Origin of the sequence: Clostridium sp. M62/1, assembly GCF_020736365.1 — a bacterium.
Lineage (GTDB): Bacteria > Bacillota > Clostridia > Lachnospirales > Lachnospiraceae > Otoolea > Otoolea saccharolyticum_A.
Map to the genome: position 1 here is coordinate 2,691,993 of NZ_CP085988.1, position 12,786 is coordinate 2,704,778.

12 protein-coding genes and 1 other annotated feature are annotated in these 12,786 nt (G+C 51.0%); of the genes, 2 read left to right on the forward strand and 10 right to left on the reverse strand.

Annotated elements, in window-relative coordinates:
• Positions 1–11: 11 nt before the first annotated feature.
• Positions 12–944: an N-acetylmuramoyl-L-alanine amidase family protein gene (locus LK436_RS12635; protein ID WP_008396175.1), complete on the reverse strand. Its 933-nt coding sequence runs from the start codon at positions 942–944 to the stop codon at positions 12–14.
• A gap of 429 nt (positions 945–1,373) precedes the next feature.
• Between LK436_RS12635 and LK436_RS12640 the strand changes: the two genes are divergently transcribed.
• Positions 1,374–1,991 (forward strand): TetR/AcrR family transcriptional regulator, encoded by a 618-nt coding sequence (locus tag LK436_RS12640; protein ID WP_008396177.1) that lies wholly within the window; start codon positions 1,374–1,376, stop codon positions 1,989–1,991.
• A gap of 66 nt (positions 1,992–2,057) precedes the next feature.
• On the opposite strand, the gene LK436_RS12645 is transcribed toward LK436_RS12640, so the two are convergent.
• From LK436_RS12645 to LK436_RS12680, 8 genes are all read right to left on the reverse strand, one after another.
• A complete protein-coding gene (locus LK436_RS12645) occupies positions 2,058–2,471 on the reverse strand; it encodes a sporulation initiation factor Spo0A C-terminal domain-containing protein (protein WP_015573879.1) in 414 nt (137 codons plus the stop codon).
• Positions 2,472–2,809: 338 nt separating this feature from the next.
• Positions 2,810–5,461, reverse strand: coding sequence for a valine--tRNA ligase (locus LK436_RS12650; RefSeq protein WP_008396180.1), 2,652 nt, complete (start codon positions 5,459–5,461; stop codon positions 2,810–2,812).
• 91 nt (positions 5,462–5,552) lie between these two features.
• The gene (locus LK436_RS12655) at positions 5,553–5,768 is read right to left on the reverse strand and encodes a DUF6472 family protein (RefSeq protein WP_008396181.1); all 216 of its coding nucleotides are present in this window, start codon (positions 5,766–5,768) and stop codon (positions 5,553–5,555) included.
• Between the two features lie 121 nt (positions 5,769–5,889).
• Positions 5,890–6,139 (reverse strand) — a binding site (T-box leader).
• Positions 6,140–6,280: 141 nt separating this feature from the next.
• Positions 6,281–7,705 carry a serine hydrolase gene (locus LK436_RS12660; RefSeq protein ID WP_044930689.1) on the reverse strand — a complete coding sequence of 475 codons (1,425 nt, stop codon included), beginning with the start codon at positions 7,703–7,705 and terminating at the stop codon, positions 6,281–6,283.
• Between the two features lie 263 nt (positions 7,706–7,968).
• A complete protein-coding gene (locus LK436_RS12665) occupies positions 7,969–8,448 on the reverse strand; it encodes a YbaK/EbsC family protein (protein ID WP_008396183.1) in 480 nt (159 codons plus the stop codon).
• A gap of 223 nt (positions 8,449–8,671) precedes the next feature.
• Positions 8,672–9,658: a diaminopimelate dehydrogenase gene (locus LK436_RS12670; protein WP_008396186.1), complete on the reverse strand. Its 987-nt coding sequence runs from the start codon at positions 9,656–9,658 to the stop codon at positions 8,672–8,674.
• Positions 9,659–9,856: 198 nt separating this feature from the next.
• A complete protein-coding gene (locus LK436_RS12675) occupies positions 9,857–11,185 on the reverse strand; it encodes a sodium-dependent transporter (RefSeq protein ID WP_008396187.1) in 1,329 nt (442 codons plus the stop codon).
• Between the two features lie 82 nt (positions 11,186–11,267).
• A complete protein-coding gene (locus LK436_RS12680) occupies positions 11,268–11,507 on the reverse strand; it encodes a helix-turn-helix domain-containing protein (protein ID WP_008396188.1) in 240 nt (79 codons plus the stop codon).
• Between the two features lie 425 nt (positions 11,508–11,932).
• On the opposite strand from LK436_RS12680, the gene LK436_RS12685 reads away from it, so the two are divergent.
• Positions 11,933–12,223, forward strand: a complete 291-nt coding sequence (locus LK436_RS12685; RefSeq protein ID WP_021965629.1) for a hypothetical protein — start codon at positions 11,933–11,935, stop codon at positions 12,221–12,223.
• Positions 12,224–12,256: 33 nt separating this feature from the next.
• Here the strand turns inward: LK436_RS12685 and LK436_RS12690 are convergent, their stop codons facing one another.
• The gene (locus tag LK436_RS12690) at positions 12,257–12,751 is read right to left on the reverse strand and encodes a DUF523 domain-containing protein (RefSeq protein WP_008396192.1); all 495 of its coding nucleotides are present in this window, start codon (positions 12,749–12,751) and stop codon (positions 12,257–12,259) included.
• Positions 12,752–12,786 lie beyond the last annotated feature (35 nt).

Sequence of the window (12,786 nt, forward strand, 5' to 3'; positions counted from 1 at the left end):
GCAGGCCCCGTCTACCTCATGAAAATGACCATATAGTAATCGCGCCCGCCGTCCTCCCTGTGGGCAATGCCCATTTCGCTGTAGTAATCGGGTCTGTCCTTCCTCTTTTTGGCATCCTCCTGCAGGTCGAGGATCTTTTCCTCCGCCTCGTCCGCCCCGTCTGCATTCCGGATGTATACTTCCATGGAGCGGCGGCCGCTGTTGTATCCGATCGCCTTCAGATAGTCAGAAAGCTCACCCTCACCGGGAATATTCCCGTTTCCATAGCCCTTGTCTCTGGCGGCCTCCAGGCGGTGCTCTGCGATTTCTGTGAGCTTTCCGCTGATAACGTAACTGGCATCCTTATCGTAATTGCGTTTTTCATCCTCGTAATAGTCCTCATCCTCGTCGCCGTCGAAGCTGTCCAGCTTCATCTCATTTAAGTTTGACGCCAGATTCTGGCAGGCCTCGTCATAAAAGCCGATCTCAAAGCTTCCGCCGCCTGAATTCTTCGTCTTTCTGGCGCTCTCCACTCTCCCGCTGTCTGCAAAGGCATAGACTGTCTCTCCCTGGGTCATATGGCCGGTCTGCATTGCACCGCTCTCCCTGAAATAGTAGCTGGCGCCGTCAATGGTTCTCCATCCCACAGCCATAGCCCCCGAGGGGTCCAGATAATACCAGTATCCCTCTGTATTCAGCCACCCTGTTTTCATCAGGCCGTCCTCGCCAAACCAGTACCACTTTCCGTCAATCAGCTGCCACCCGGGAGAAACACTCTGTCCCTGCTGGTTCACGTACCGTACCCCCGACGCGTCTGATATCCAGCTGTAGCCTTCCGCCGCCAGAGCCGTGCCGGCACCTAAGACCGCCAGAGCCGACACTGCCGCAGTGAACCAGACTGAACCCCATCTGAACTTCCTGTATGTTTCTGCCCCTGTTTTTCTCTTCCTTTTGCCCCTTTTCATAGGCCGCCTCCTCACTTTCGCCGTGCTGTTAAAGTCTCTCCTCCCCTGGCACTCCAGTGGGTGGAGGTAATTTCAACACAGTATATGTTATCAGACATTATTCTATTAATTGACATGTGTTGATTTATGAGCTATAATAAATTATACTCACATCGGTAATTTTTGACAATAGTCAGTTTTTAACACTAAGATTATTAATATACATTTTTTATTCTTATGTCTATTAATAAATTTTATTTCCTGATTTTTCTAATAAAAGGCAATGCAGAATCCCGCAGGAGACGTCCGGGCCGTACGCCGGTGTCAGACGCGAAGAGCAGACGGCAGGCGGCTGTCCAGGATGATAATAGATAAGGCAAGACTAACGGAGCGGACAGGGAGGAACTGCAGAGTCGGGCAGAATCAAAAAATAAAAAAGGAGCGTTTGCCATGAAGGAAGAAAATCTTGATCGCAGAATACGGAAAACGAGAAAGGTGATTCGGGAGTGTCTCACCGAACTTCTGAAGGAAAAGCGGATTCAGGATATCACAGTCCGCGAGATTGCGGAGAAGGCAGACATTAACAGGGGAACCTTTTACCTCCATTATAAGGATATCTTTGATCTGATGGAACAGATTGAAAACGAACTGCTGGAGGAGTTAGAGGAGGTTTTAAGGCGGTACCGTGCTTCTGACCTTCTGACCAATCCGGCCGTGGTTTTCACGGAGGTTTTTCATCTTGTAAAGGAAAACAGCGGCATGGTCAGTATTCTCATCGGTGAAAATGGCGATATTAATTTTGTAAACCGGCTTAAGGATATTGTGCGCGAGAAATGTCTGAGGGACTGGATGGAGCTGTTCCGTCCGGAAGTTGCTAAGGAAGAGGGCGTCTGCCAGGGCAGCTCTGCCTTTGAGGCCTACTATGCCTTCACTGTCACCGGCTGTATCGGGCTCGTTCAGTACTGGCTGGATTCCGGGCTCAAAGAATCCCCGGAGGAGCTGGCCTCACTGACAGAGCAGATTATCCTGAAAGGGATCCGGATGTTTGAAAAGGAGCCTGACGCCTAATAGACGCCGGCTCCTCTTCCTGTGAGGGCCGCATCTGCAGCCGGGCTTCGCCTTTTTCTGCCAGCCCTATGGATCTTCTTTTATATCTGCCTCTTTTATATCTTCTTTTATATCTGCTTCCGTTATTGCTGCGTCTCTGCTCTCTGGCTCCTCTTCCTCCACGAATCGGGCCAGCATATCAATAAATTCCCGGTTATTCGGTTTTTCCTTCAGCTCTCTGCCTGCAACTAGGTTCAGCAGTTCTCTGTCTCCATATTTCCATATAACCTCTATCACAGTCCTTATATCTCTTTCCACACATTTGACTGTCGTATTATTTTCCAGGGCCACCTCAAGATAAACGCCCTTCGTGATATAGAGCAGCAGCCTTCTGTCTTTTATACTTTTTGTCACCGCAGCTACGGTAAAATGAAATCCTATATAAGATCCGTTAGCCCCAAGCCGTCTGATAAGATGTTCTACTTTTTTTGCTGTTTTCATCACCATTCTCCCTATTTCTTTATTCCACAGCAAAATATACCCTGATAACGTATGGGAACACAAGAAAATAGCTTCTACATTTTCCGACAGGCAGCGTCGGATTTTGTAGAACAAATCTGCTTGACATGTCTGTAATCTTTGATTTTAAGAAATGGACTTCTGAATTTTCAAAATATGATCCAAATTTGGCTAATATAATTATACTGGATTTCCCGCAAAAATCAATCCTGTTTTTTCATCCCTCCTGTTCTTTTTTTCATTCATCCCTGCACAGCAGCAGACAGCCTTCCGCCGGAAGGCTGTCTGTCTCTTCTGACCGGGCTTTGGCATGCCTCTCCCTACTTTGCAAGCTGGGAAAGACGCTCCTTCACCTGTTCCATCATCTGTGTGTACTTCTCGAGCTTCGCTCTCTCCTCGGCTATCTTTGCCTCAGGCGCGCGGCTGACAAATTTTTCATTGTTCAGCATTCCGTTTACACGGGCAAGCTCCTTCGTAAGTCTCTCTTCCTCCTTTGTGAGCCTCTCGATCTCCTTTTCAATGTCTACCAGCTCCGCAAAGGGCATATAAATTGCAGCGTTGGGGATGACTGCTGAAACTGCATCGTCTGCAATTCCTTCTTTATCCTTCTGAAGATATACTTCGCTTGCATATCCCAGGGTTGCAAAGAATACCTTGCTGTGTTCAAAAATTCCAAGAAGGGCCTCGTCGTTGGAAACCACATAGACCTTTGCCTTCTTGCTCGGCGGCACATTCATGGATGTGCGGACATTTCGGATGGCGCGCACAGCCTCCTTGATGGTCTCCACTGCATGCTCCTCCTCGGCGAAGCTCCACTCCTCCTTAAATACCGGCCAGGAGGAAATCATAATGGAAGGCTCCTCGTCCTGAAGATTGCAGAAGATCTCCTCTGTAATAAACGGCATATAGGGGTGCAGAAGCTTTAAGGACTGGATGAGAACCGTCTTTAAGGTCCAGATGGCCGCTGCCTTCGTGGTGTCCTCGTCACTGTAAAGGCGGGGCTTCACCATCTCAATATACCAGTCGCAGAACTCCTCCCAGATAAAGTCGTAAACCTTCTGGAGGGCAATTCCCAGCTCATATTTGTCCATATTTTCGGTAACATCCTTTGCCAGGGTGTTTACCTTGGAGAGAATCCAGCGGTCTGCCATGGTCAGCTCAGACAGGGATGCCAGAGCTTTCGGCGCCTTCTCAATGTTCATCATAATAAAGCGGGAGGCATTCCATACCTTGTTTGCGAAGTTCCTGCTGGCCTCCACTCTCTCCCAGTAGAAGCGCATGTCATTTCCCGGAGCATTTCCTGTCATCAGGGTCATCCTGAGGGCGTCTGCACCGTACTTGTCAATGACCTCCAGCGGATCGATTCCGTTTCCCAAGGACTTGCTCATCTTGCGGCCCTGGGAGTCTCTTACAAGGCCGTGGATCAGAACGGTGTGGAACGGCTCCTTTCCTGTCTGCTCAAGGCCTGAGAATACCATACGGATAACCCAGAAGAAAATAATATCATAGCCTGTCACCAGCACATCCGTCGGGTAGAAGTACTCGTACTCCGGCGTGGACTCAGGCCAGCCCAGTGTGGAGAACGGCCAGAGGGCGGAGGAGAACCAGGTGTCCAGCGTATCCTCGTCCTGGGTCAGATGGGTGCAGCCGCATTTCGGACACTTCTCCGGCATCTTTTTGGCTACCGTCATCTCACCGCACTCGTCACAGTAGTATGCAGGAATCCTGTGTCCCCACCAGAGCTGTCTGGAGATACACCAGTCGCGGATTCCCTCCAGCCAGTGGAGATACGTCTTTCCGAAGCTCTCCGGAACGAATTTCAGTCTGCCGGATTTCAGCGCCTCCACAGCCGGCTTTGCCATCTCGTCCATCTTCACAAACCACTGGGGCTTTACCATAGGCTCCACCGTTGTCTTGCAGCGGTCGTGGGTGCCTACGTTGTGGGAATGGGGAACGGTCTTCACCAGCAGCCCCTGTTCTTTTAAATCCTCCACCATGGCCTTTCTGGCCTCATAGCGATCCATGCCGAAATATTTTCCGGGCACATTGATGGTGGCATCGTCGTTCATAATGCAGATCTCCGGCAGGTTGTGGCGCTTTCCAACCTCGAAGTCGTTGGGGTCGTGGGCCGGGGTGATCTTCACGCAGCCGGTTCCGAATTCCTTGTCTACATATTCATCGGCAATTACAGGAATCTCCCTGTCTGTCAGCGGGAGCTTCAGCATCTTTCCGATCAGATCTTTGTAGCGCTCGTCCTCCGGGTTTACGGCAACGGCCGTATCTCCAAGCAGGGTCTCCGGACGAGTGGTGGCAATCTCCACAAAGCGGCCTTCCTCCCCCACAATCGGGTAGTTGATATGCCAGAAGAAGCCGTCCTGCTCCTCATGCTCCACCTCTGCGTCGGAGATTGAGGTCTGACATACGGGACACCAGTTGATAATGCGGGAGCCCTTGTAAATATATCCCTTTTCATAGAGCTTTGTGAATACCTCCAGAACTGCGTCGGAGCATCCCTCGTCCATGGTAAACCGCTCTCTGTCCCAGTCTGCGGAGGAGCCTAACTTGTGGAGCTGCTTTACGATGCGGTTTCCATACTCCTCCTTCCACTCCCAGGCCTTTTCGAGGAATCCCTCGCGGCCCAGATCATGCTTGTCAATCCCCTCGCTCTTCAGCTTGTCGATTACCTTCACCTCTGTGGCAATGGCCGCATGATCGGTTCCCGGCTGCCAGAGGGCCTCGTATCCCTGCATCCTCTTATAACGGATTAAAATATCCTGCATGGTGTTGTCCAGGGCGTGTCCCATATGGAGCTGTCCTGTGATGTTTGGCGGCGGCATTACGATGGTGAAGGGCTTCTTTCCCTCCCTCTTTCCGCGCTCTGCATCTGCGTGGAAATATTTGCTGTCCAGCCACTTCTGGTACAGGCGATCCTCAATGTCCGCCGGGTTGTAGTTCTTTTCCAGTTCTTTCATTGTATTCTCCTTGTTTTCTTATTTTGCAGCCTCTGCCTGCTGCCTGTGCGGCCTTGCCCGCCTCTCCGGCGCCGGCCGCCCTGCATACCTGTTACATCTGTTTTCTGACAATCAGGTATTCGTCATTCATATGATAGTAAGGACACTCGAATTTCCGGCTGCCCAGGAAGGCTGCCATCTCGTCCTCATCCAGATCCGCCTCGCAGACATAATAGCCGTAATCCTCATCATAAACGTAATTGCTGCAGGTTTCGCAGCTCACCGCCTGTGTCCTCCTGCCTGCGCCCTTCCCTGAATGAAACGGCATTTTATCACCTCCCCGGACTTCCTAAATTAAAAAGAGCAGTCAGTGTACAGCTCCTGAGTTTTTCCTCTGCAGAGCCCGCTTAAAAACTCCTGCAAAGAAAAAGCCCTCTGCATGTCTCCATGCAAAGGGCGAATCATCGCGGTACCACCTTTGTTCTGCCGCAGTTATCCTGCAGCAATCTCCTTTTCCGGTAACGGCGGAATTCCCGTGAACCTCTACTCCTCTGTCTTCCGCATTCTGCAGAAAACCGTTCAAGGTTCCGGCTCAAAAGCTACCTTCAGCAGCCGCTTCCCGGAACAGTCTTTCAGCCGGTGAACCGTTCTCTCTGGCGGGGCATCTCTCTGCCTACTCCTCTTTTTCTCAGCCTTTTTCCTATATCCTGCACTCCTGCCCTCTTTCAGAGGGCCTGTGACAGGCTATAGGTAATAATATAGTTGTTTTAGAAAAAATTGTCAAGCAGGGGCTGACACTTTTTTATCTACCCGGCTGTCCGGCCGTCCCTCTCTGTCTTTCTAGCGGATCCAGACTCCGTTCTCATCCACTCGGTAGCCGTCCGGCGTCGTCCCTCCGGTAAACAGGGCACCATTTTCGTCCACATAGTACCACATTCCGTTTGTCTCCACCCAGCGGCTTGTGGCCAGCCCGCCGCTTGACCGAAAGTAGTACCAGATTCCGTCAATCTGATACCAGCCGCTGCTGACCATATAGGTATCCTGCTTAAAGCAGTAGATTTCCCCGTTAATTTTCAGGCACTCACCGGCGGCATAGGAGCCGTCCGTCTTCACGAAGCGCCATCCGGAAGCGTCCTGTACCCAGCGGCAGTGTCCCGATGTACCTGCAGGGCCTGAGGTGCTTCCTGAACCTCCGGGGCCTGACGTTCCCCCGGTCTGTATTCCAGAAGTTCCGGTTTCTCCGGCCTGTGAGAGGGAAAAGCCATAGTCAAGGAGAGCTTTTGTATCTGCGTAATGGGTCTGCCTGCTCTTTAAGATAACGGCAATGAGTCTGGTGCCGTTTCTCTCAACGCAGGTCACCAGCGTGTTTCCCGCAAGAGAGGTATAGCCCGTCTTTCCTCCCACAATTCCCTCATAGTAATACTCCTTATTGTTGGGGTTTACCATCTTGTGTCCCATGGTGAGCTTTCTCACAGAGGGGACGCTTGCAGTGGCAGGGAAATCATAGTTCACGGTAGATGCAATCCTGCAGAGGGTGGGATTTTCAAAGGCCGCCTCTGCGATCAGAGCCATATCCCTGGCAGTTGTGTAGTGGTTGGGATCATTGAGTCCGTTGGGATTGACAAAATGCGTCCCCGTGCAGCCCAGGGATGCGGCTTTCTGGTTCATCAGGTCTGCAAAAGAGCTCACACTTCCGGACACATGCTCCGCCAGCCCGTTGGCAATCTCATTGGCCGATTTCAGAAGGAGGCCGTAGAGGCACTGCTCAACGGTAAACTGATCTCCCGCCTTGACGCCGAGGGTCACGGCCCCGGACTCCAGGTTGGTGACAGCGCTCTGGGAAAAGGTTACAGTATCGCTCAGACTGCAGTGCTCCAGAACCAGAAGGGCCGTCATCAGCTTGGTGATGCTGGCCGGATAATGCTGGGCATCTGCATTTTTTTCATACAGAACCCTGTCATGGGTGGCATCGTAGAGAACTGCTGCGTCTGATTTTATCTGGGGAACTGCTGTCTGCCCCGCTTCCTGAGTATTCTGGGCCGTTCCCTGGCCGTTCAGATACTCATTGCTCCCCTCCTCTGTAGAAAACTCCGCGGTCAGAGCCGGAAGCCTGGAGGGACTGCCGCCTGTCTGCGCCTGCACAGAGCCTGAGCCGTCCGGCGGAATGGTCACCGCCCCCAGCGAAACGCCTGAAGTCATCAGACAGAGCGCCATGGCAAGTCCCGCCGCCCTCATTCTGCAATTTCTGTATTTTTTAAATCTCATGGTCTCTTCTCCTTGCCGCCAGGCAAAATTTCAATCATCCTGTGCCGGTCAACCCCGCCGCCTCTCTGCCTTATGCTCTGTCTGTGCCGCCTTTTTACAGCCCTGAAAGCGCACTTAATTCTGCCCTGGAGTTCAGAAAGTCAAACTGTAATGATTCTGCCATCTCCACTGACGTCACGATGGGACCGCTCGCCAAATACCTGCTCTGCAGCCATTCTACCTTATTTTCCCTCTCAATGCAATCGGCTCACGCCTGCAAATTATTACAATTTTATTACAGCAGATTTGCACACATCCACCCATCCCCGGCTCCCGGACAGGCTCACAAGCTCCTCCGGAGACAGCCTGACTGCACTGTTTGCACTCCCGGCTGCCGGATAGACAGTGTCAAACCGCTTTAAAGACTCGTCCAGATAGACCGATGTTCCGTCCGTCACGGCGAAGGGGCAGACACCGCCGACCCCATGGCCGATAAGCTCCTCCACCTGCTCAGGCGGAATCATTTTGGCCTTGGTGTGAAACTGAGCCTTAAACTTTGGATTGTCAATCTTCATATCTCCCGCCGTCACCACCAGAACAGGCCCGTCTCCTGTCAGGAAAGACATGGTCTTTGCAATTCTGGCCGGCTCGCAGCCTACCGCCTGTGCCGCCAGCTCCACAGTAGCGCTGGATACGTCAAATTCCAGAACCCTGTCCTCCATGCCCCTCTCTCTCATAAATTCTCTCACCCGGTTAATGGACATTTTCTTTTCCTCCCTTGTTCGCTCTCAGCAAAATCTTTCCGCCCTGTCCCAGTCCCCGGACATATTGGCAGAAGATGCGCTCTCTTTTCTCCCAGCTTCCTCGGAAATTCCTGCTGTACAGCCCAAGCGCCGGACACCGGATAGCTTCCTCCCTGCAGGCGGTCGGCAGCCATCCGGTGTCCGGCGCTGTTATAGAGGCTGCTTTGGCATTCTGTTTTTGCAGCTACAGATATTTCTTTCTCAGATCAGCTGCGCTCTCCGGGGAGAGGTATGCAGGCGCAATGTCAAAGACTGTCCTGCAGCCCTTCTGGTCCTCCCTGCTCAGCCTGTATGCAGCTCTCGCATAAGCTACGATCACGGAGGAGGTGAATTCCGGATTAGAATCCAGCTTTAAGCTGTACTCAATCACATGGCTGTTTTCCTCATTCCATCCTGTCTTTCCGCTTCTGAGCACAAAGCCTCCGTGAGGAAGACCCTTGTGGTCGCGCAGAAGCTCCTCCTCCGTAATAAAGTGAACCGTCGTGTCATACTCGTCAAAATAGTTCTTCATCGTCTTGATCTCGTGCTCGATTCTGGCCAGATCAGCGCCCTCCTCAGCTACGACGAAGCACTCTCTGGTGTGCTTTTCTCTGGTAGTAAGCTCAGGATTTTTTCCTGCGCGCACTGCCTCAAGAGCGCTGTCCACAGGAATTGTATACTGTCTGGCATCCTTCACGCCCTCAATTCTTCTGACAGCGTCTGAATGGCCCTGGCTGACTCCCCTTCCCCAGAAGGTATAGTTGCTTCCCTGGGGAAGAATGGCTGTGGCATACAGCCGGTTTAATGAGAACATTCCCGGATCCCAGCCCACTGAGATAATTCCCACATGACCGCTCTCAGAGGCAGCCCTGTCCACTGCATCGAAATGCTGCGGAATATTGGCGTGTGTGTCAAAGCTGTCTACCACGTTGAACCATCTGGCAAATTCCGGAGTCTGAACCGGCAGATCCGTAGCGCTTCCGCCGCAGAGGATCAGGACATCGATCTCATCCTTTAATTTCTCTGCCTCATCCACATGGCAGACCTTTACTCCCTCTGTCAGCACCTTCACGCTCTCCGGAGGACGGCGTGTGATGACAGCTCTAAGCTCCATATCAGGGTTCTGCTTCACTGCGCACTCCACTCCCCGTCCCAGATTTCCATAGCCAAGAATTCCAATTCGAATGCTCATATGTATCTCCTCTCCTAAAACAAACAAAATAGCATGGCGCGGCAAATTTTCCGCAAAAATGCAAAAAGGGAGTGCTGTAACTCACTCCCTTGTAAGATGTGGATTATTATACACTAACTGGCCTGTGTTTTCAAGCACTTTTTCCATACAGGCTGCGGTTTCTTATGCCTTCACATCTGCAAACACTTCATCCTCCCGTCATCCGATTCCTCCAAACAGGATTCCCAGGACATATACGCCAAAGGTCAGTCCCACAAACAGGTATCTGGTCACAGGTTCAAACCACGCTCCCAGCTTTTTTTCTCTGCCTTTCTGCACCTGTTCCCTGGCAAACCCCTTGGGGCATAGCCAGAAGAACATAATGGCGGCAAGCAGCGCCCCCAGAGGAATCACATAAATGGAGACGGCGTCCATCCACACACTGACCGCATCTGCGCTCTCAATAAAAATCCCAACGGCCGCCGCGCAGAACGCCACCACGGCCACGGCCGCCTTTCTGGAGAGCCCGAGCTGGTCCTGTAGAGCCTCTATAGGCGTTTCAAAGAGGTTCATCAGGGAGGTGACTGCGGCAAACAGCACAGCCACAAAGAAGATCACCGAGAACAGCCGCCCCGCCGGCATCTGGTTGAACACAGCCGGCAGCGTGATGAACATGAGAGGCGGCCCTGCGGCCACATCCAGCCCAAAGGCAAACACGGCCGGAATTACCACCATGCCTGCCAAAAGAGCAGCACAGGTATCAAAAAAGGCCACGTTTCTCGCACAGCTCACCACATCCACATCGTCCTTCAGATAGCTTCCGTACACAATGGTCCCGGAGCCTGCCAGCGACAGGGAGAAGAAGGCCTGCCCCAGCGCGTACACCCATGTCTGTACATTTCCCAAAAGCTCCCAGCGGGGTATAAACAGGTAGCGGTAGCCCTCAGCTGCCCCCGGAAGCGTGGCTACACGAAACAGGAGAATCAGGAAAAACACAAAAAACAGAGGCATCATGAGCTTATTCATCTTTTCTATGCCCCCTGATACGCCGCAGAGCATGATGAGAAAGGTCAGGGCAAGACCCAGAAGATGCCATCCCACACTTCCAAAATTTCCCGACAGGGCACTGAAATAGGCGCCCATATCCTCCACCTGCCCAAGGCTCCCGGAAACTGCGGCAAACAGGTATTTTAAAAACCATCCCACGACCACAGAATAGCCGATGGCAATTCCAAGGGAGCCGAGTACCGGAATCAGGCCGATCAGGCGTCCTCCCCGCTTTCCCCGCATGGCCATAGCCCTGTCAAACGCTCCCGTAGGCCCTGTCTTCATCACGCGGCCAAAAGCCATCTCCCCGATGACTCCTGAAAATCCCAGCAAAATGACAAAAATAAAATACGGAATCAGGAAGGCTGCTCCTCCGTATTTTCCTGCCCGATAGGGAAACATCCAGATATTCCCCATTCCCACTGCCGAACCGACGCAGGCCACGATAAACCCCATTCTGGTTCGGAACTGATCTCTTGATTTATTCTCCTTCATTTCCATACTCTGTATCCTTTCAGAACACTTTCTTTTGTCCGGGAATTATTATACCCCAAAACAGATGGAATGGGAAGGGTACAGCGGGCTAGTCCTCCTGCTCCAGGTCGTCGAACAGATCACTGTCATAGAACTCACGGATGGTCATATTAAAGCCTTCGGCAATTTTTTTAATATTCACAATACCCGGATTCTTGCTTCTGCCATTGATGATGCATTTCAGTGTAGACGGAGGCATCCCGGTCTTATATGCCAGGGCATAAAGCGTCAGACGGTCCCGTTTACGAAGTTCCTCAATTCTCTTTACAGTTGCTTCACAAATCTGCATAAATTCAGCCTCCTTTTTTTACTGGCATTAGTTTATACAATATTCGCGCTCAACTAGGGTGATATATCATCCTTTTGTCAAAGAAGAAAAAATTTTACATGTTTACCGGTAGGTTTCCCAAAATTTGGAAATAAATACTCGATATATTAACCGTTTTTTGTTAATAAGTCAGACTATTTTATAAATTTTTTATATTTATTTTTTCTGAAATTTGTCATCTTCCAGCTGTATCCGCTGTTTTTCTTCTTAACAGCTGCAAAGAGAATCATTTCTTTGAATATTTTTATGTCTGGAAACTTTTCCTGCTTTTTTCAAGACGTCATTCTGCATTGATTCTGAAATAACTGGAAAAAATTGGTAAAACATATGGACTGCTTGCATGTTACCTTCTTTTGGGTTATATTGGATTTATAGGAGGTGATCGTGTGAAAAAATTAATGGGAGCATTGATCTATATCGTCTGTTTTTTTGTGCTATTCACAGTGATATATCGCCTTGCGTTCTGTGAACCTGTGCTTCCCAGAGAAAAAGGATATGCGGCCTTCTGTGCAATGGCTGCCTGCCTGGCAGCTGTGATTTCCGGTCTGGCAGTGGGCTCTGCTGCAGGGATGGAATTTATGTGCAGAAAGTATTTTAAACTGAAAGCAGAAATGAAAAAGAAGATGGAGATGAAAAAAAGTCTGGAGGAACGAAAAAAGAGCGGCAGTGATGATTGACTGTCGCTCTTTTTTCAGCCTATATATGCGCTGTTATACACGGCTTTTTCTGCCCTCTTCTGTTTTTCCAAACAGCAATTCCAGAATTTCCTCTGCCTGAGATTCCCCGTACACACACGCACCCCTCTTCTTCAAGAGGCCGGCGGCAATGCCGTCTGCGGCTGTCACGCTTCCAGAAAAACTTCCATCGTAGATCTCACCGCTTCCGCAGGAAGGGCTTCTCTCCTTAAGAATGGCCAGACAGCAGCCATATTTCTCGAAAAGCCTCAGAGCCTCCCCGGCCCCTCTTACATATTCCTCCGTAACGTCCCGGCCGTCTTTTGTCAAAACTTGACTGCCGCAGATCTCTGCCGGAGTCCGGGGTGTGGGAAGGCCTCCCATCACCTCCGGGCAGACGGGAACGAAAACTGCCCGTTCTTCTCTCAGAAGCCTTTCCCTCCATTTTAAAATGGTTTCATTCCGGTTGGACCCGCCGCTGTACTTACAGTTTTCTCCCAGCAGGCAGGCGCTTACAAGGATATAGTCCATTTTCTCCTCCTTTTTCAGCCCTTCAATGCAAGCCG